Source organism: Trichococcus paludicola (genome assembly GCF_003052295.1).
Lineage (GTDB): Bacteria > Bacillota > Bacilli > Lactobacillales > Aerococcaceae > Trichococcus > Trichococcus paludicola.
Window position 1 is genome coordinate 208377 of sequence record NZ_QBLC01000002.1, and the last position, 18967, is coordinate 227343.

The following is an 18967-nucleotide window of genomic DNA, read 5'->3' on the forward strand; positions in this document are numbered from 1 at the left end:
TTTATTCCGCTCCATTCCATTGGTTCTTGATTTCGTGATAGGCTGCAACCGGATCGGCCGCCTGGGTGATCGGACGACCAACTACGATGAAGGTTGAGCCGATTTCTCTTGCGCGCCCTGGTGTCGCGACACGCTTTTGGTCCCCAACCGCACTACCGGCCGGGCGGATACCCGGTGTCAAACAGATGAAGTCATCATTCGTGTGATCCTTGATCATGCGCGCTTCCCATGCGGAACAAACGACGCCGTCGAGTCCGGATTTGCAGGTAAGGTCTGCGTAATGCAGGACGCTCTCCTGCAGGCTGACTTTGATTAACTGTTCTGACTGCATCGCTTCTTCGGAAGTGGATGTCAATTGTGTGACCGCAATCAGTTTCGGAACGGCGCTTCCTGCCGGGGTGCCTGCGATCAAACCTTCTTTAGCGGCTTTCATCATTTCCGAACCGCCAGCTGCATGGACATTGACCATATCGATATCCAATGCGGCCAAGCCTTTCATGGCGCGGTGAACAGTGTTGGGGATGTCATGCAATTTCAGGTCCAGGAAGATTTCGTGGCCCATTTCCTTGATTTTTTTCACGATTTCCGCTCCGTGTTGGTAATACAGTTCCATACCCACTTTTACATATAGCGACTCATCTTTGAATAGCAAAAGGAAGTCCTTGATTTCTTCACTCGTTGAAAAGTCCAACGCTATTATCGGTTTATCGTTCATTGAGGATGCCTTCTCTCACTTCATTGATTAATTCCTGCAGGCTATTGATGCCCAGTTCGTCCATGCGTTGCGGAAGCTGTTCGATCAATTTCGGGCAAACGAATGGATCGGTGAAGTTGGCCATGCCGACGCCGACTGCGCTTGCTCCAGCCATGAACATTTCCAGCACATCATCCACCGTGTAGACGCCGCCCATCCCGATAATCGGAATATTGACCGCACGCGCCACTTGATAGATCATGCGGATCGCTACCGGTTTGATGGCAGGACCGGAAAGGCCACCCGTCTTGTTGGCGATGATCGGTTTGCGTGTGTGCAGATCGATGCGCATGCCCACCAAAGTGTTGATCATTGAGATACCATCCGCGCCGGCTGCTTCAACCGCTTTGGCGATTTCGACGATATCCGTAACGTTCGGTGATAATTTGACGTAAACCGGAACGGTTGCACCTTCTTTAGCCGCACGCGTTACGGCAGCTGCCATCTCCGGATCGGTGCCGAACTGCAGTCCGCCTTTATGGACGTTCGGGCAAGAAATGTTCAATTCGATCGCTTTGACGTTCGGTGATTGGGAAACGGCTTTGCAGACTTGGTAATAATCATCGACTGTGTTTCCGGCGACGTTCGAAATCAAAGGCACATCGTATTTCTCAAGCGCTGTGTGCTTCTGTGCAACAACGACCTCAACACCAGGATTCTGCAATCCAATGGCATTCAGCATGCCGGATGGTGTTTCCGCCAAACGCGGTGTAGGATTGCCTCTGCGGGGCTCCAACGTTGTCGCTTTCGTCATGATGGCGCCCAATAGGCTCAAGTCGTAAAACTTGCCGTAATCCTCGCCGAAACCGAAACATCCGCTTGCAGGGATGATTGGGTTTTTTAATTCTAAACCGGGTAAACTGACTGCTAATCGATTCATAATACTATCTCCTCTGCTCTGAAGACCGGTCCTTCGACACAGACTCTGAAATTATCATAAGCTGATGTGCTGTCTTTCTTGTCGCAGACGCAGCCGTAGCAGGCTCCGATACCGCAGGCCATGCGCTCTTCCAGCGAAAGGTAGGTTTTGCTCGGGTCGAATGTCTTCGCTACCGCAACCAACAAGCCTTTCGGACCGCAAGCGAAGACTGCGTCCGGAACGAAGCCGTCCAGTTCATCGAAGTATTGCGTCACGAAGCCTTTCTTGCCGTAGCTGCCGTCATCCGTCGCGATATTCACCTTGCCGAATGCTGCAAATTCTTCTTCATAGAAAACTTCTTCTTTATTTTTGAAACCGAAGCAGCTCACCACATTGATGCCTTTCGCATGCAATTGTTTCGCCAATTCATAAAGCGGAGGAACACCGATGCCGCCGCCGATCAGCAGAGCATTCTGCCCTTCTTTAAGCATGTCGATCGGATAACCGTTGCCTAATGGCCCCAGGATATCCAATTCGTCGCCTGCTGTAAGCTGGCTGATGATTGTGGTGCCTTTTCCTTCGGTACGGTAGATAATGACGCATTCTTCCTTTTCGGCATCGATTGAAGCGATGCTGATGGGGCGTCTCAAAAGCAGTTCATCCCCTGGGACACGGATATGCAAAAACTGATCCGGTGCTCCCATTTCATTGACCAACGCGCCTTTCAGGCGCAATTCGAAGATATCCTTTGCGATTTCTGTCTGGCTGACGACTGTCATCATAGCTTGACTCATAATTATTTTCCTCCTTAATTTTGACAAAAAAGGTGATCTAAAAAAATGCGATGGAGCAAGCTTCAAAGCAAATTCTTCTGTGTCTCTCTGGACACAGTTAAAGAATCACCGACCTATTGTTTACGCTCTGATTAATGTAACTTTTTCGATGCCGTCGACTTCATCCAACTGAACGGAAATCTGTTCTGCCTGGGATGTCGGGATGTTCTTCCCGACGTAATCCGCCTTGATCGGCAGTTCCCGGTGGCCTCTGTCGATCAGGACCGCGACTGTGATCCGTTTCGCTCTCCCCAGATCCATCACCGCATCCATGCCGGCCCGGATCGTGCGGGCGGTGAACAGGACATCATCCACCAACACGACATGCTTGCCGGCAACCGAAAACGGAATGTTCGTTTCGTGCAGCACAGGGTTGTCATTCGTATCTCGGTGCACATCATCGCGGTAAAGCGTGATGTCCAATTCCCCTACCGGCAGCTCTACTCCTTCAAAATCTTTGATCCGTTCGGCTATGCGCTTGGCCAGGTAGATGCCGCGCGTCTTGATGCCCACCAAAATCAGGTTCTTGGTGCCGTCGTTCTTTTCCAATATTTCATGTGTGATGCGGGTCAGCGCGCGTTTCATCGTCTGGGCATCCATGATTTCGATTTCTTCTGACATTTCCACTACTCCTTCATCGCCAAAATGAAAAAAAATACCCTTATGCATGTGGGCATAAGGGTACAGTCACGTGACGCTATACAAAATGTGATGCACCTTTTAGCCTCTCTGGACTATTTTAAAGGTTCCTTCAATATTACTGTAATGATAACGAATAGAGGCGTTGCTGTCAATCAGTTTTTGCGCAGTTCCGCCAGTTTTTCGCTGTAGAAATCAGGCAAAGGTGCTTCGAAGCGCATTTCCTTGCCCGTCGTCGGGTGGATGAAGCCCAAAGTGGACGCATGCAAATATTGGCCATGGCCGCTGAGTGTTTCAGCCGGTCCGTACATAGGATCGCCAGCTACTGGATGGCCGATGTATTTCATATGGACACGGATCTGGTGCGTACGGCCGGTTTCAAGGTGCAATTTCAGCAAAGTGAAATCACGGAAACGCTCGATGACATCAAAATGCGTCACTGCCTTTTTGCCGCCGTCAGCCACTGTGCGTTTTTTGCGGTCAATCAACATCCGGGCGATCGGCGCATCGATTGTGCCGTCTTCATGCGGGATCACGCCATGGACCAAAGCAAGATAGGCCCGTTCCATCGTGTGGTTCTCCAACTGCTCCGCCAATTTCTGGTGCGCTTCGTTCGTCTTGGCGACGACCAACAAGCCGGATGTGTCCATATCGATGCGGTGAACGATCCCTGGACGGATATTTGCCGTGCCGTCGGATAGCGCGTTTACGTGAAACAACAAGCCGTTGACCAAGGTACCGGAAAGATGCCCTTTGGATGGATGCACGACCATGCCGGTTGGCTTATTGACGACCAACAGCGCATCGTCTTCATAGATGACATCCAATGCAATGTCCTCCGGAGTGACGTTGATCTGTTCCGGTTCCGGAATCGTCAATTCCAGAAGATCCCCTTCTTGGACCTTGTAATTCGATTTGACGGCTTTGTCGTTCACCATCAGATTGCCGTCTTTGACCCACGCCTGAATTTGCGAACGGCTGGTGCCTGTCATGAAATCCGCCAAGATCTTATCAATCCTGCCGGTTTGACCATCAATGTTAAATACGATTTTTTCTGTCATTTGAATCCCACTTTACTTTAGCTTATTTTTAGAACTTATTTTTTCTTCTTCCTCTTCCATGAAAAGGATATAGATCGTCATCAGGATGACGCCTATCGTCAAACAAACATCCGCCACATTAAAAATCGGAAAATCAATGAAGTCCAGGCGGAACATGTCCACCACATACCCCAAACGCATCCGATCGATGAAATTGCCAAGAGCACCGCTCAAAAGAAAAGCGTAACTGATGCCCACGATTTTTTTGTCGAATCCCTGCTTGTGCGCATTATAGACCATTGCGCCCACGACAACTACAGTGATGATGAAGAAAAAGAACATTCTTCCTTCAAATATCCCCCAGGCAGCGCCCTCGTTCTGAATGTAGAACAGGGACAAAATGCCCGGTAACACTTCCTTCACTTCGTGCAATGCAAAATTATTTACGATGGCAATTTTACTCCACTGGTCCAGGACCAACAGCAAGATGGCCAATATATAATAGATAATCATCCGATAGCCTCACTTATTCTGAAATTAACGTTTTTCCGTATCTTTTGCCTCTATCTATTGTAAACTAATTTTTCAAATTGTATAGTCATTGATTCCGGCATTTCCGCCTACAAGCTGACTCATCATGGCAATTGTGACCCTTTTTTAATGATTCTTTAACAATTTTCCGAAGATATGGCAATCTACCTTGATAAAGAATAGCCATTTTCGGTATAATGAAGCTTGTATTGTTATATATCACGTAATAAAGGAGCTTGTTTATGTTGAGAGGTAAGAAGATTGGATTAGTTTTTGCCGGTGCTCTGGTATTGTCAGCTTGCGCAGACCAAGTGAAAGAAACGTCAGAGACGATCACCCAGATCAAAACCGAGGAAACCGAAATTGTTTCCCAATTGAATGAGCTGCAACAATTGGAGACCGCGTTACAGAAATCATTCGATGAATCGTTGGCCAGCGATGAAGAATTGAAGAATTTCAAAGATGGCTCTGCAGCCGTGTTCAGCAACTTGGAAGAACGCCGAACCTTAGCCGATTCGATTGAAAGCGCTTTGGAAGGCTTATCCGAGACGAAAGCCGACTTCGTTGCGTTCGACGAAGAAACCCTACCACTGGATCAGATGCAGGCAATCGGCGAAACGCTGGATTTGTTCAGCGAAAATTCATTGACTTACTTGGCTGCCTATCGAGACAGCTTGGATAAAGAAGAAGAACTGTTGACCGGATTTGGAGCGGACGATGCCACTTTCGATACCTTCTTTGCGGGAATCGAAGCAATCAATCTGAGTGCCGAAACAAACCAAACCAATCTTGCGCCCGTCGCTGAAAATTTGACGACTCTGGATGCACAATTGGTTGAATTGGAAGCAGCCATCACCGCAATAGGGACGGAAGGAAGCACAGCCGCCGATTCTTCTGCCGCCACCGCGGAATCCTCAGAGACTGCCGCTGCAGAAAAACCAGCAAAAAAAGTTGAACCCGTAAGCTATGAATACCGCATCAATCCGGAGATTTCCACAGTCCAACCGATTGCTGAGGATGGCAACACGCAAGTCGCTTTGTTGACTTTCGATGATGCACCGCAGCAACCGAACAGCTACACCGTGGAAATTGCCGAAACCGTCAAATCGAAGGACGCCAACGCTATTTTCTTCGTGATGGGACAATTCCTCACGAATGAACAGGCGCGCAAAGACATCAAGACCGTCTATGACATGGGTTTCGAAATCGGTAACCATTCCTATTCTCATCCGGATTTCCAAAGCTTGACCTACGATCAGCAACTGGAAGAAATCAAATCAACAAATGATCTGATCGAAGAGATCACCGGCGAGCGTCCGCGCTTCCTGCGCGCCCCTTACGGACAGTACAATGACGACACCATCGCAATCGCTGCAGCAGAAGGCATGACAATCATGAACTGGACCTACGGCTATGATTGGGTGGAAGAGTTCATGGAAGGCACTGCTTTAGCCGACGTTATGGTGAACTCACAGTACCTGGGAGACGGCGCGAACTTGCTGATGCATGATCGCCCATGGACAAACGACGCGATCGCTGCCATCATCGATGGCCTGCGCGCGAAAGATATCACAATCGTAGACCCGAATGTGATCGAATCGCCTGAACGGGAGGAAATGTAATGATGACCTATTTTAAACAGACACTCGCTGCCGCCAGTTTATTGTTTTTCCTATCAGGTACGACAGTCGTATTGGCCAGCGAAACCGAAAGCTCCGCTGCCAGCGACAGCGCAACCGCGGAAACAACAGCAGCCACAACCACTACAGCGCTTACGCTGCGCCAAGGTGCCCTTTTGAAGACACCCACAGCTAAGGAACTGCCGAAGAAATTTTTCTACGACAGCGGCGTCGAAATCGCCTATCCAGCTGACGGTGTCAAAGGAATCTATGTGACGGCCTACTCGGTCGGTTACGAAGAAAAATTCAACAAATTGCTCGCTTACGTCGATTCGAACGACCTGAACGCGATGGTCATCGACATCAAGGACGACATGGGTGTTGTGACGGCTGATTTCAACTCCGATGATACCCACATCCAGGAAAATACGGAAGAGTATATCCCGGATGTCAATGAGCTGATGGACGTGATGGAAGAGAAACAGATCTATCCAATCGCCCGCATCGTGACCTTCAAGGATACCTTGTTGGCTAACGAACAGCCGGAAATGTCCTTCACCGAAAGCGATGGCTCCGTCTGGGTTGCATCCAATGGCGAATCATTCATCAACCCATTCCTGAAGCAGACTTGGGATTATGCCGTCAATGTCGGGATCGAAGCTGCCAAAGTCGGATTCAAGGAAGTCCAGTTCGACTATGTCCGCTTCCCGGAAGGCTTTGAAGTCTGGGGAGATACATTGAATTACGACATGGGCGAATACGCTGATCTGAATATGACCGACGACGAAAAACGTGTGCAGGCCATCACCGATTTTACCGCTTATGCGAAAGAAAAACTGATGCCTTACGGCGTGGACGTATCCGTTGATATCTTCGGCTATACCGCCTCTGTCGTTGAAGCATCCGGCATCGGCCAGAATTTCCCTGAGATTTCCGAGAATGTCGATGTTATCTCTTCGATGATTTACCCGAGCCACTGGGGCACCGATTACTTTGGCATCTACAAGCCGGATCTGTACCCTTATGAACTGGTATCCGAATACATGATAGTCGAAAACGAGTTGCTTGCAACGCTTGAGACTCCGCCAATCAGCCGTCCTTGGCTGCAGGACTTTACCGCTTCCTACTTGGGATCCGGATTCTACCAAACCTACGGCAAAGAGCAAGTCGATGCTCAAGTACAGGCACTGTATGATGCCGGCGTCAACGAGTTCCTGTTGTGGAATGCGTTGAACAACTACACTTATTAATAATGCATAACAAAAAGCTCGGCCGGGAAAATTTCCCGGCCGAGCTTTTTGTCACCGATTGTCGGCTATTCCGTAATAGAGAATCCTACACAATTCTTGTCCCGTGCACTTCGGTGAATTCCAATATTTTTTCAAGGTCTGCGAGATTGTCTTTCGTAATGCCGCCGCCCGGCATGATCGTCATGTCTGGACTGATTACCGCGAGTTCGCCGAGATGCGCTGCGTTGTCGAAAATTGTGTTTTCTTTTGGACCGCCATGCGTCAAAATCCGTGTGAACCCAATTTCTCCCAACCACAATAATGCGTCTTTTTGATTATCTTCCGGTATTTCATCAAACGCCATATGGAAAGCAAGTTCAATCCCATTATCGTTGGCCAGCTTGGCTATTTCTTCCAAAAAGGGTTTATCCAACTCGTTGGGTGCGGTTAAAGCTCCTACCGCTATACCATTGGCCTGCAAGGCAATTATTTCTTCCAAATCCCGCATCATGATGGCTTTTTCCATAATCGAATAAACAAAATCTCCGCCTCGTGGCCGCAGGATCACAATAAGGGATACACCTTTTTCGGAACAATACTCCGTTGCAATTTTGATGACGCCGACGCTGGGTGTTGTGCCCCCTACCGCCAGGTTGTCACACAGTTCGATCCGTTTAGCCCCGCGTGCGATGAATTCCGGAACGTTCGTAAAGTTTTCTGCACATGCTTCTTTTAGCATTCTGTCACCTCATGGATACTTTAGCCCTTAAGTTAATCCTTCTTTTTTCAGCACTTGCATGAGATCCAGTTTATTGTCAGCGACGACTTTCCGGATATCCAAATGGATGCCCTTATAGTTCAAGTACTCAAAAGCCTGAATATCGCGTTTGCCAACCGCTACGGCGTTTGTAATCATTTTCTTACCGTCCGAATAGCTCATGCCGCCGATATTGACGGCATCGATTTTGACGCCCTTTTGCACGATTCGGGCGACATCGGTAGGGTTCGTAAACAAGAGCATCGCCCGAAATTGGTTAAGCGTATCATCAAAGTAAATTTCGACAAACTTTTCTACTGGAATCACACTGACCTTCACACCTGGTGGAGCAACCTGACGCAAGAGTGTCTTACGCAGATGATCCTGCGCCACCTCATCACTGATGACAAGAATCCGCTCTGCTTTGCTTATCTTCGTCCACACGGTTGCCACCTGTCCGTGAACCAAACGATCGTCGATTCGCACTAATCGAATATCCATTACCACTGTTTAGCACCTCCTTAAATCGCCCATCCAGCAACCGCCAACAGAATGCATCTTGATTTCCCGCCGCAATTTAGGATGCTTTCTTTTTGAACATGTGCTTGAAGGCATTCTTCAAAACATCGAAGAAACCCAATGATTGAACCATATGATCTGGGTTTACATAGATGCGAATCGCACGTAACACGTCCTTGGGATTTTTTGATGAAAAAGTATACGTACCATCTTTCTTTGTCTGAAGCGCAAAACGTGGAATCCATTTTCCTTTGAACATCACGGATGCCATGACATAATCGACCTCTTCCCAAGGAATTTGAATGAACTTTCGTGGATCACGATGATGATAAAATTCAAACGCTTGATCTCCTATCATAATTTTACCGTAGTCCGTTAACCCCATATAAGAAGTGCCATCCACTACCATATCAACCTTTGCATTCAGGGATTCAACCATTGTATATGCCCCTCTCTCTTTTCGTCTGGTTTGAGTATAATATACACTCATTGCTTTTTACAAGAAAAAGTAAGGCTCAGGCAGCTTTGCCTGAGCCTCACAAACGTCATTTTTTTTGATGCATTTGAAAATTACAGCAATCCGATCAAGCGTCCGCCGATACCAACAACGAACAGACCAAGAATGATCACGATTGGAGAAACTTTCTTCTTCAACAACCACATGCATAAGAATGTCAACAGCAACGCTGCCAAGCCAGGGATCAATTGATCCAAGTTATTTTGCAAAGTCGTTACTTTTGTATCAGTCAGGGACAAGCCTGAAGTATACTGTGCCAGAGCTTGCTGGATGCCAGCAGTGCCACTTGGCAGGTTTTCCCAATCGATAAACGCACCTTCTGAAAGTTTCACTGAAGAAACGATCGGAGCAAACGAGATGGATACCCAACGTTGCACCAAGGCAGCCAATACGAACATCCCAAGAATGGAAGCTCCTTTTGTCAAATCTTGAAGTATTCCGCCAGACAAATCCTCAGTGATTTTTGATCCAGCCTTATAACCGAATTCTTGGGTATACCACATGAATCCCCAACGGATAATGTTCCATGCAACAAAGAATAGGATAGGTCCTAAGATATTTCCTGTTAAGGCTAAAGAAGCACCTAAAGCTCCAAGAATCGGACGGACTGTAAACCAGAACACAGGGTCACCAACACCGGCTAGAGGTCCCATCATTCCGACCTTCACACCTTGAATCGTAACATCATCCACTGGAGCTCCGTTTGCGCGTTCTTCTTCCAACGCTAGCGTTACTCCTAATACTGGAGAGGCCACATATGGATGTGTATTGAAGAATTCCAAGTGGCGTTTCAATGCTAGGACGCGATCTGCTTTTTCTGGATAAAGTTTCTTGATTGCTGGAATCATTGCGAAAGCCCAGCCACCGTTTTGCATCCGTTCATAGTTCCATGATCCTTGAATGAAAGTGGAACGCCAAGCAACAGCTAATCTATCTTTTTTAGTTAATACGAATTTTTTTTCTACCGTATTTTGTGCCATGTTTGCAGTCTCCTTTCCTAATAGTCGTTGAGTATCGAATCAAGTGGATCGCCAGTATTGCCAGAACCGCCATTACCGGAACCGCCCATTTTGGAAAGGTTCAAGTAGATCAAGGCCATTGCAACACCTAGGGCTCCTAATGCGATCAACGTCAATTGTGATACAGCGGCAACAACGAAACCAATGATGAAGAATGGCCATACTTCTTTGGTGGCCATCATATTGATTACCATTGCATAACCAACGGCTACGACCATACCGCCACCGATTGCCATTCCATCAGTCAACCAACCTGGCATTGATTCCAACCCAGAACGGACAGCGTCAGCAGGGATGAACAGAAGCAAAGCAGCAGGAATTGCGATACGCAAACCTTGCATGGCAATAGCCCCCATTTGAAGCCATTCAATCTTGCGATAGTCGCCTTCTTCTGCAGCTGCGTCCATCAAATGAACGATAGGAACAGCGAGTGTACGAACGAACATTGTCAATACCAATCCAGCAACAGCCAGAGGAATCGCAATGGCGATAGCGGATGAAACGCCATTTACGCCTTGACCACCTAAAACTAAAATAATTGCCGATGCAACAGATGCAAGTGCTGCGTCAGGAGCTACAGCAGCTCCGATATTTGCCCAACCTAAGGCGATCATTTGTAATGATCCGCCAAGAATAATACCAGCTTCAAGATTACCAGTGACAAGTCCGATAAGTGTACATGCAACGAGCGGTTGATGGAATTGGAATTCATCTAAAATGCCTTCCATCCCGGCAAAGAATGCCACGATGATGACAAGAATAATTGAAACGACTGACATAATATACCTCCTCTTTTCTTGTTATGCCTTAGCTAATTCTTCTTTAGCTTTTTTCAGCAACGTATCCATTTTTTCCGATGAATCATTCGGAACTTTCCGGACATCAAATTTAACACCTTTTTCTTTCAATGCTTCAAATGCTTTCACATCTGCAGGTCCCATTGACAAGACCTTATTCACAACAACTTTGCCGACAGAGTGAGCCATTGATCCAACATTTAGTTGCTCAATATTCACGCCACCTTCCAACGCCCGAAGGACATCTTGCACGTTTTCAAAAAGCAACAGAGCATGCGTGTTCCCAAAACGTGGATCCTTAGCAATTTCAATCATTTTTTTGATTGGAATTACATTGGCTTTGACTCCTGGAGGAGCCGCTTGCACGATAAGGTTTTTCCGCAATTCATCTCTTGATACATCATCCGAAACCACGATGATCCGATCTGTTCCAGTTGTTTTCGCCCAGGTTGTTGCCACTTGTCCGTGAAGCAACCTTGAATCCAAACGAACGAGAGATAACTTGATTTTGCCATCGCCAACGACTGTCCCTGCGGGAAGGCTGCCTTTCAGCGCTTGCCCCTTAGAAGCCGCTTCCACTTTTACAGGCTCCAGGCTTTCCGGTTTAGCTTTTACGCCATCCTTCGCTGCTGGAAGAATTTGTGCGGCAACTTTAAGTGCTGAGTCAGTGCTCAACCTTGCTGCGTACGCTTCGATGACCATTGGAAGGTTCATTCCAGCGATGATTGCCCATGTGTCTTTATGTGCTTCATAAAGACTGTTGGCTTGGTTAAACGGTGTTCCGCCCCATAGGTCGACTAAGAACAATACTTCCTCTGGGTTGTCAAAAGATGCGACGGCCTCTTGCATTTTAGCTTTGACATCGGCCGGTCCTTCGCTAGGCGCTAAGGTCACTGCTTTGACATTTTCTTGTTCGCCGAAAATCATCGAGGCAGATTGCATAATGCCTTCAGCGAAATCCCCGTGACTTGCTAGGATAATTCCTACCATTTGTTTACCTCCTATTGAATGTATTTTGTGACTGTTTGGATAAATAACTTGGCAGGCCATTTACCAGACATAATACTATATGCAAAAAGCGTGCCAACTTAGTGTATGGCCCATTCCTTTGGATAAAAAAGCGAAAAAAATACACTAAAACCCACAGTGTTTTAGTGTATTTTTTTGTTCGGCTTTAGTGTATCAGACACTGTATCGCTAATAGCGTTAGTCTTGGTAGGCCAACAATTGCTGCAAATAGTATATTTCATCTTTCGGCATTTCAATTTGGAAGGTGCTGCTGAGGAGATTCATGGACTGTTCCAGCTGTTTAAATGTTTCTGTCTGTTCCGTCATTTCCAGTTCTTCTTGCGGTGCGATCAATGTATCTTGGCGCAGGGAACGCTCAAACATTCCCGCGATGTGCATCAATTGATTGATTGCTTGGGAATAATTTTCTTCATTTTTCAATAAGGAACGACTGAATTTCCACAAAGGTTCGATCAGTTTTTGCGGGTTCAAGAATGTAAAGCTTTCCGTCATGTATTCCACGCATATCTGCTTAGCCTTTTCCGCTGTCAACTCACTGTCATCATAGGCTTCGGACTCTTCCACTAAATAGTCCAATACTTTTTCGGCATCCCCATTGAAAAAATGTTCCATTGGAATGTAAACGGCATCGATTTTGGGTTTGACGATCCCTGTTGTAGCAAGGATTTCATACTTCTGTTGCAAGCTAACCAACTGCTCATCCATTTCGATCACCGAAATCGGCAGCACCTCGATTTCCACATCGAAATATTTCTCCAAATGCTTGTCGATGAGCTCTTTCATCTTTTGCGCTGTTCCTTCACCCGAAGCGCAGATCGCAATGATTGCCTTTTTGCGCTTTAAAGAATGGCCGTTCTCTTCGCGCGTGGTCACGTTGCTGCCTGCATACCCACGAAAAGATTGGAGCGAGCGATAAATTTCATCAAGTGTCGTTTCAACAAGATCCGTCTTGCGTACCGTCTCCAATACGAGCGGGGTCGTGACCATATCGATCGTTTTGACCTCAATCCCTGTTTTTTCTGTGATTTTTTCCGAAAATGTCGCCAGCGAGCCCATATCGACCAACAAAATGACGCCGCTCCCTCGATCGATTTCTTGGACACAATGAATAATTTTTTCGAGCGCCACTTGGGGCTTCATCTCAAGAGGCATGTCGACAGCGCGGATATTGTCGACACCCAACAAGGTCGTGACAACCTCCGCCATGCTCGTTGCTGTACTCTTGCCATGGGCTGCAATAACAACACCCACTCGCCCTGTGGCCTTGTCCTGCTTTAATGAAACAAGCAGCAACGTCAGATAATAGGTTTCTACCTCAGGAATTTTAATGCTGTATTCTTTTTGCAGCTCCTGCTTCATCCATTTAGCTACCGCAAACTCTTGGGGATAATCCTCCACCATATTTTTTATGCTTGCATGGAGCGTCCGGCTGCTTTCCCCCAGTTGAATCCGCTTTAAAAACGAACTGATATGGAGACTCATTGCATAGACGAAATTCCGTTGGAAGTGATAATCCAAATGATCTTGGGCATACTCAAACATATTTTTTGCAAAGCGGATAATGCGTTGATCAATGATTTCGGAAAGCTTTTTCTCCGTGTCAAAGGTCAAACCGGTATCGCGATAAAAAGACTTCAGATGGACATTGATGTCGGTCGTAATATAATGGTTGATGGATTCCTTATCAAGCCCCTCATCCCGCAGCAGCGCGGCCTTATTCCCGATAATTTCATACAAATTATAAGGTAGCTCATAGGAATCGGTTATGAGCGGACTTTCCGCTCCTTCATTCGGCACCAACGTCAGCACGGGCTCCAGCATCCGAGTGAGCTCATTCAAGCGCTCGCGATGATTATTCGCCAGATTGAGCAGACCGTTTTGGATCTCCGGCGTGAGCTCATCCAGCGTGATCGAAATTTCACTGGAATTCATATAGTTCAAAAAGGCCCGCGCGCACACAAGCTGGACATTCGATTTCAGCTGCCCGACGTTCCCGTAGGTTACGCTGCCGATCAAAGCTTTCACAGCATCCTGTTTCACATGGATGCTTCTTTGGATTCGATTGGCTTCGATCGCGACCATTCGCTTCAACAAATCCACCTGTTCCGCAATCGGACGCTCCGAAAATTGCGGCAATTTGATGACGATCGGGATGCGTCGCACAAAGGTCTGGAGCAAACTGGAAGCGGGATCTTCCGTCGTTGCACAAACAAGACGGACGTTGACTTTATTGGCTTTATCGGTTTCGCCTAAGCGATTATAAGTTCCGTGATCCAGAAGATAAAAAATCATTTCCTGCCCTTCAGGCGGCAGGCGGTGCACCTCATCCATAAAGAGCATCCCGCCGTCTGCCCGTTGGATCAAGCCGTCCGTCGTTTCCGTCGCTCCTGTAAAAGCACCCTTGCGGTATCCGAACAAGTGAGCCATCAATAATTCGGGATTGTGCGCGTAGTCGGCACAATTGAACACAACCAGCTCCTTATCAGCTGCAAATACTTGATTTGCTTGCGCGAAACGAAACATCGAATGCACAAAAAAGGTTTTCCCGCTTCCTGTCGGTCCGGTGATCAAGCAGCTTAAACCTTTGGGAGGATAGAGGATCGCGGCCTTTGCCTGATCAACTTGGGTCCGCATACTGTCATTCGACCCGACTACATTCGCAAATCCTTCGTTATTTTTATCGCGGCTGCCCACAGCCTTTCCCTCCCGAGTTGCGGGAACACGAGAAATTTCAGAACTAGGCACGCGTGTTTCGTTGGTTGCCCTTGCTGTTGACTTTGATTGGTCTTCTATATATGAGTGCAGCTTTTTATGTGGTCGCTTCTGGCTTTTCAAAGAGTGATCCGCATATCTGACCGGTCGTCCAGAGGATTTGATCAGTTTTCCCTGACGCACGAGCTCATTTAAGTCGCTGCTGGCATTGGGCCGTTTGATATCGAGCTGCATCACGACTTCCTGCGTCGTCACGCCGTCGTCCTCTTGCTCAAAAGCAGCTTCTGTCCACTCCTCTGAGCGGATTTTGATATACTCGTAGATTCTGTCAATTCGTTTCATCGACACCCCTCCTTTTCCTTCATCACCCTAAAAGTACCACAGTCCAAAAAAAAACGAAAGAGGAAGCTTACGAAAAGTGGCATTCCACTGCCTCCTTTTTCAGTGCGTTGACGATAGTCCGGTGTCCGACAAGGCCGAAATTGTCGAATGCAGGCAGGATATTCGATAATTTTATTGCAGTGCACGACTAAATCTTCGAATGTTAGAAGACATTCGACAATCTACGCTGAGAATACAGAAAAAAAGAGTAGGAAGGTTATCCCCCTACTCCCTCTTCTAATTCCCGCTTATATATTCCCTATTTTAAAACCGTTACGACGTTTCTCCCAAGACTCGAGTATCTCTGCTTTTTTTGGTTCCCTCATATGAGGACTTCTGTCCGGAAATTTGGTAGCTGTATAAAAATTAGAAGCCTTTACCAACTCTTCCATTCGAGAAGTACGCGTCGTTGTAACCTTCAATTTGACTTTCATTCAACTACCGTTGCCATAAATCTAACTAAATCTAGTTTATGTTTGCTTCCCTGTTCTTCGTGCCCGATTTGGTCCTGACAGACTACTTTCGTTTGATGCAGCACTCCGAGGGCGTAAATTCCGATGCAACGAATCGTACATATCCGAGCTACCGTTAGCTTGCTTGGTAGTCCCTCAGATTGTAGCTTGCGTTCAGATCTCTGTCGCAATGATGGCCGCACGTGCAGTGGTAGACTCGGTCACTGCGTTTCAGGTCCTTTTTGAGCGTTCCGCAGTTGTTGCACAACTTGGAGCTCGGGAACCATTGGTCCGCTTCCACAAAGGCAATGCCATGCAGTTCGCATTTGTATTGCAGGCATTGTTTGAAGAAAGAGAGTTTCTGATTTGCGACCGCCTTAGCCAAATGCTTGTCCTTCATCATGCCGCTGATGCTCAGTGTTTCCATCACAATGCGGGAGGGTTTGGATTTCACGATCTCCGCCGTTGCTTGATGGACATGATTGGTTCGGATGTTGGCCAAGCGTCTGTGTTGCTTTCGGATTTCACCTTCTAGTTTTAGGAGATGTTTAGATTTAGGCGTTCCTTTCTTGTATTTTTTGCTTGCACGCCTCTGCAATCTCTTGAGGCGTTTCTCCGCTTTCCTCACGGAGGCTGTTTTGTTGATGTTTTCGTAAAAAACACCATCGGAGGTGACAGCCAACTCCCTGATGCCGACATCCACGCCGACAATCCGATCTTCCAATTTGACGATTTTCGGGTTCACTTCGATACCAACCGTCATATACCAGTATTTGCCGTCGAACTTGATGCGCGGGTTGTAGTATTTACAGTCTACGGGTAAGGGCTCGTTGGTTTTCACCCAACCAATCTTTTCCAACAGGATGCGGTTGCCTTTCACTTTCAGCTTGACGCAGTCATTGTAGAAACTCGGCGTGGAGCGGCGTTTGGTCTTGAACCGGGGATGCCGGGCTTGCCCATTGAAGAAGGATTTGTATGCTTTACAGGCATCCTTGACCGCTTGTTTGACGACATTATTGGAAACGTCGTTCAACCAGGCGTATTTTTTGCGCTTCTTCATCTTGGTGATGTGCTTGCGCAACTCATTGTCACTGATGAACGTCCCGCCGAAGCGGTGATTCATTTCCTGCATCCGGATCGTGTAGTTGTACGCCCAGCGGGCAACACCAGCCGCTTGATAAAGTTTGGAAGTTTCGTCTGTCACAATCAAACGGACCTTCTTGGTCAACATCATCTCGGATCATCCCTTTCTATACGCAAAGTATAGAGGAAACGGAATCAATAATAAAAGATTTGAATGCATTTGAGGAGATTTTTATTAACTGTTAAAAGCCTCCTTTTCTAAAGCTTCCAAAATTGAGGAGAATGGCTCACCGTATCTAGCGCTGTATTTGATAATTGTTGAATAGCAGCACACTTTATAATACATTATACACAAAGGAGTGGTCGAAATGGGCACGATATCGTTGCGGATGGACGAAGAAGATGCAAAATTTATCAAAGAATATGCGAAAGACAATAATATAACGGTCTCCGCCCTCTTAAGGAATGCGGTGCTGGAAAAAATTGAAAATGAAATCGATCTGGAACTCTACCACACTGCCATGAAACAACACATTCGGAACCCTCAAGTTCTTTCCTTTGATGAAATGATGAAGGAAACAGATTTCTGATAGTAGCATTTAAAGTAGCCTTTGAGAGCAAGGCTCAGAAGACACTTACACAATAGCCATATACTGAATTTCAAAATACTTAAACTATTTATGAAAATACTTCTTACACGCATTCTATTTTTGTGATACCATGGTTGACGTTGCAAAAAATTAGAAGGAGTGTTTATATGCCCACAAACAAAAAAGAAGGAATTTTTTTCACGACGATAATGTGCTCGATGATGGTGTTAGGAATGAGCCTATACAATCTGCTGTTACATGACAATTTTGCTCTTATACCACTTTTGACAGGCTTAGTACCTGGGTTCGTTGTCGCTTTTAGTTTGGACGTATTCGTTGTTGGTGTGATCGCAAAGAAAATTGCTTTTCGACTACCCATCAAAAAAGAAAATAAGCTGCAGTTAATTTTGACAATCTCCAGTTTGATGGTTCTAGGGATGGTCACTTTCATGTCATTATTCGGAGTTCTGATGGAAGGCGGCATCCCTGATGATTTATGGGCGGCCTACAGCGAAGCCTGGAGAATGAATGTTATTGTCGCATTGCCATTACAACTGTTGATTGTTGGGCCTATGTCCCGGACAATTCTTGGTAAGATCCAAGCCAATAGTCAGCTTGTTTTGGAATAGACGTTAGCGCACAATTGTCGAAAAATCAGAAAAAGGTGCAGCATCACTTGGCGAAAAGCCAGGGGGTGCTGCACCTTATTTTTGTTGCCGGTATCGTCCTGGGGTACGGATAAGTTTCGAAATTGTCGAATGCAATCATGATATTCGATAATTTTGCCTCGCTCGTGAATACAGCATTATGTACCACCTCTGCAATACTTTTTACCACTAAGCGCATAGAATTGTACCAGTAAATGCAAGGCGTTCACCATTTCAAATGTCGCAAACGACAAGTGAGTAAAATAATTACGCCGCTTAGAATAATTTTTTTCTCTAACTTAATTTAGCCCATCCATATTATTTGACAAAGAGATGGTTTTTAAATCAATCTGCGCAATTTCTTCTGAATTATTATTATCTAAAATTCTTTCAACCGAAACTTTATTAATAATTGTATTAAACTCACCGATATTTTTTCCAATATCCTTAGCTAGCCATGTAGCTTCACTTTGACTTAATGATTGACCAACAGTTATATGAGGAATATATGGTATATCTTTACGTTGATAAGGTTTAAAAAGTTCATTTTGGTAAAGCAAGTCATGCATTTGGATAAAATCTTCTCTCCCTTCACCAGCTTCTAACCAAACATAGCCATTTTTGAAGTCCCCAGATACTTGCTGAAAACTGGCTGAAAATTCTTTGGTGTTTGCTAGCGTCTTTTTAATATTTTCTAAAATGTCTTTTTCGTTCAATGCACTTTCAAAAGGAAAAACGAGAGTGATGTGGGGGCGAATATTCGTGTACAGACTATCATATTTCTCTCTAATAGACTCTATTTTTGTTATGTTATCAAATTTCGGGAAAATTAAAATAGATTTCAACACTAAAACCGCTCCTTTAAAAATTCTGTAGAATATTCAAATATGACTACGATAAAGGAAAGTGGTATCGAACAAGGTGCAGCACACTTGGCGAAAACCAAGGATGCTGCACCTT

General features: G+C 46.1%; 19 protein-coding genes. 4 read left to right on the forward strand and 15 right to left on the reverse strand.

Annotation, left to right across the window (positions count from 1 at the left end; genetic code table 11):
* Position 1: 1 nt before the first annotated feature.
* The 6 genes from pyrF to lspA form a co-directional block, all read right to left on the reverse strand.
* Entirely contained in the window at positions 2-715 is a 714-nt protein-coding gene (gene pyrF / locus C7R56_RS03815) for an orotidine-5'-phosphate decarboxylase (RefSeq protein WP_107995264.1), read from the reverse strand.
* A complete protein-coding gene (locus C7R56_RS03820) occupies positions 705-1634 on the reverse strand; it encodes a dihydroorotate dehydrogenase (protein WP_086941438.1) in 930 nt (309 codons plus the stop codon). The genes pyrF and C7R56_RS03820 overlap by 11 nt, the downstream gene beginning before the upstream one ends.
* The gene (locus tag C7R56_RS03825; RefSeq protein ID WP_234402569.1) at positions 1631-2407 is read right to left on the reverse strand and encodes a dihydroorotate dehydrogenase electron transfer subunit; all 777 of its coding nucleotides are present in this window, start codon (positions 2405-2407) and stop codon (positions 1631-1633) included. Before C7R56_RS03825 ends, C7R56_RS03820 begins: the two co-directional genes overlap by 4 nt.
* Before the next feature lie 120 nt (positions 2408-2527).
* Complete coding sequence (pyrR, locus tag C7R56_RS03830; RefSeq protein ID WP_106449538.1) at positions 2528-3067, reverse strand: bifunctional pyr operon transcriptional regulator/uracil phosphoribosyltransferase PyrR; 540 nt, start codon at positions 3065-3067, stop codon at positions 2528-2530.
* Positions 3068-3240: 173 nt separating this feature from the next.
* Positions 3241-4146: an RluA family pseudouridine synthase gene (locus C7R56_RS03835; protein ID WP_107995265.1), complete on the reverse strand. Its 906-nt coding sequence runs from the start codon at positions 4144-4146 to the stop codon at positions 3241-3243.
* Positions 4147-4158: 12 nt separating this feature from the next.
* Complete coding sequence (lspA, locus tag C7R56_RS03840) at positions 4159-4638, reverse strand: signal peptidase II (RefSeq protein WP_107995266.1); 480 nt, start codon at positions 4636-4638, stop codon at positions 4159-4161.
* Between the two features lie 260 nt (positions 4639-4898).
* Here lspA and C7R56_RS03845 point away from each other — a divergent pair, with 260 nt between their 5' ends.
* Both C7R56_RS03845 and C7R56_RS03850 read left to right on the forward strand, forming a co-directional pair.
* Complete coding sequence (locus tag C7R56_RS03845; protein WP_107995267.1) at positions 4899-6278, forward strand: polysaccharide deacetylase family protein; 1380 nt, start codon at positions 4899-4901, stop codon at positions 6276-6278.
* Positions 6278-7525, forward strand: coding sequence for a putative glycoside hydrolase (locus C7R56_RS03850; RefSeq protein ID WP_234402570.1), 1248 nt, complete (start codon positions 6278-6280; stop codon positions 7523-7525). Before C7R56_RS03845 ends, C7R56_RS03850 begins: the two co-directional genes overlap by 1 nt.
* 85 nt (positions 7526-7610) lie before the next feature.
* Here C7R56_RS03850 and C7R56_RS03855 read toward each other — a convergent pair whose 3' ends face one another.
* From C7R56_RS03855 to C7R56_RS03890, 8 genes are all read right to left on the reverse strand, one after another.
* Entirely contained in the window at positions 7611-8243 is a 633-nt protein-coding gene (locus C7R56_RS03855; protein WP_107995268.1) for a copper homeostasis protein CutC, read from the reverse strand.
* Between the two features lie 27 nt (positions 8244-8270).
* Positions 8271-8768, reverse strand: coding sequence for a mannose/fructose/sorbose PTS transporter subunit IIB (locus C7R56_RS03860; RefSeq protein WP_199902976.1), 498 nt, complete (start codon positions 8766-8768; stop codon positions 8271-8273).
* 70 nt (positions 8769-8838) lie between these two features.
* Positions 8839-9219, reverse strand: a complete 381-nt coding sequence (locus C7R56_RS03865) for a DUF956 family protein (protein ID WP_107995269.1) — start codon at positions 9217-9219, stop codon at positions 8839-8841.
* A 131-nt stretch (positions 9220-9350) separates the two neighbouring features.
* On the reverse strand, positions 9351-10277 hold the full coding sequence (locus C7R56_RS03870; RefSeq protein WP_107995270.1) for a PTS system mannose/fructose/sorbose family transporter subunit IID: 927 nt from the start codon (positions 10275-10277) through the stop codon (positions 9351-9353).
* 17 nt (positions 10278-10294) lie between these two features.
* Positions 10295-11095: a PTS mannose/fructose/sorbose transporter subunit IIC gene (locus tag C7R56_RS03875; protein WP_107995271.1), complete on the reverse strand. Its 801-nt coding sequence runs from the start codon at positions 11093-11095 to the stop codon at positions 10295-10297.
* 21 nt (positions 11096-11116) lie between these two features.
* Complete coding sequence (locus C7R56_RS03880) at positions 11117-12103, reverse strand: mannose/fructose/sorbose PTS transporter subunit IIA (RefSeq protein ID WP_107995272.1); 987 nt, start codon at positions 12101-12103, stop codon at positions 11117-11119.
* Between the two features lie 216 nt (positions 12104-12319).
* Positions 12320-15196, reverse strand: a complete 2877-nt coding sequence (locus C7R56_RS03885; protein ID WP_107995273.1) for a sigma 54-interacting transcriptional regulator — start codon at positions 15194-15196, stop codon at positions 12320-12322.
* A 627-nt stretch (positions 15197-15823) separates the two neighbouring features.
* Positions 15824-16921: an RNA-guided endonuclease InsQ/TnpB family protein gene (locus C7R56_RS03890; RefSeq protein ID WP_107995274.1), complete on the reverse strand. Its 1098-nt coding sequence runs from the start codon at positions 16919-16921 to the stop codon at positions 15824-15826.
* A gap of 217 nt (positions 16922-17138) precedes the next feature.
* On the opposite strand from C7R56_RS03890, the gene relB reads away from it, so the two are divergent.
* Together relB and C7R56_RS03900 are read left to right on the forward strand one after the other, a co-directional pair.
* Positions 17139-17360: a type II toxin-antitoxin system RelB family antitoxin gene (gene relB / locus C7R56_RS03895; protein ID WP_107995275.1), complete on the forward strand. Its 222-nt coding sequence runs from the start codon at positions 17139-17141 to the stop codon at positions 17358-17360.
* A 167-nt stretch (positions 17361-17527) separates the two neighbouring features.
* On the forward strand, positions 17528-17989 hold the full coding sequence (locus C7R56_RS03900; protein WP_107995276.1) for a DUF2798 domain-containing protein: 462 nt from the start codon (positions 17528-17530) through the stop codon (positions 17987-17989).
* A 317-nt stretch (positions 17990-18306) separates the two neighbouring features.
* Here the strand turns inward: C7R56_RS03900 and C7R56_RS03905 are convergent, their stop codons facing one another.
* The gene (locus tag C7R56_RS03905) at positions 18307-18855 is read right to left on the reverse strand and encodes a 2'-5' RNA ligase family protein (protein ID WP_159072151.1); all 549 of its coding nucleotides are present in this window, start codon (positions 18853-18855) and stop codon (positions 18307-18309) included.
* Between the last annotated feature and the right edge of the window lie 112 nt (positions 18856-18967).

Bases quoted from the DNA above. Each gene is read 5' to 3' on its own strand.
- pyrF (WP_107995264.1), bottom strand. From the start codon at position 715: ATGAACGATAAACCGATAATAGCGTTGGACTTTTCAACGAGTGAAGAA.
- C7R56_RS03820 (WP_086941438.1), bottom strand. From the start codon at position 1,634: ATGAATCGATTAGCAGTCAGTTTACCCGGTTTAGAATTAAAAAACCCA.
- C7R56_RS03825 (WP_234402569.1), bottom strand. From the start codon at position 2,407: ATGAGTCAAGCTATGATGACAGTCGTCAGCCAGACAGAAATCGCAAAG.
- pyrR (WP_106449538.1), bottom strand. From the start codon at position 3,067: ATGTCAGAAGAAATCGAAATCATGGATGCCCAGACGATGAAACGCGCG.
- C7R56_RS03835 (WP_107995265.1), bottom strand. From the start codon at position 4,146: ATGACAGAAAAAATCGTATTTAACATTGATGGTCAAACCGGCAGGATT.
- lspA (WP_107995266.1), bottom strand. From the start codon at position 4,638: ATGATTATCTATTATATATTGGCCATCTTGCTGTTGGTCCTGGACCAG.
- C7R56_RS03845 (WP_107995267.1), top strand. From the start codon at position 4,899: ATGTTGAGAGGTAAGAAGATTGGATTAGTTTTTGCCGGTGCTCTGGTA.
- C7R56_RS03850 (WP_234402570.1), top strand. From the start codon at position 6,278: ATGATGACCTATTTTAAACAGACACTCGCTGCCGCCAGTTTATTGTTT.
- C7R56_RS03855 (WP_107995268.1), bottom strand. From the start codon at position 8,243: ATGCTAAAAGAAGCATGTGCAGAAAACTTTACGAACGTTCCGGAATTC.
- C7R56_RS03865 (WP_107995269.1), bottom strand. From the start codon at position 9,219: ATGGTTGAATCCCTGAATGCAAAGGTTGATATGGTAGTGGATGGCACT.
- C7R56_RS03870 (WP_107995270.1), bottom strand. From the start codon at position 10,277: ATGGCACAAAATACGGTAGAAAAAAAATTCGTATTAACTAAAAAAGAT.
- C7R56_RS03875 (WP_107995271.1), bottom strand. From the start codon at position 11,095: ATGTCAGTCGTTTCAATTATTCTTGTCATCATCGTGGCATTCTTTGCC.
- C7R56_RS03880 (WP_107995272.1), bottom strand. From the start codon at position 12,103: ATGGTAGGAATTATCCTAGCAAGTCACGGGGATTTCGCTGAAGGCATT.
- C7R56_RS03885 (WP_107995273.1), bottom strand. From the start codon at position 15,196: ATGAAACGAATTGACAGAATCTACGAGTATATCAAAATCCGCTCAGAG.
- C7R56_RS03890 (WP_107995274.1), bottom strand. From the start codon at position 16,921: ATGATGTTGACCAAGAAGGTCCGTTTGATTGTGACAGACGAAACTTCC.
- relB (WP_107995275.1), top strand. From the start codon at position 17,139: ATGGGCACGATATCGTTGCGGATGGACGAAGAAGATGCAAAATTTATC.
- C7R56_RS03900 (WP_107995276.1), top strand. From the start codon at position 17,528: ATGCCCACAAACAAAAAAGAAGGAATTTTTTTCACGACGATAATGTGC.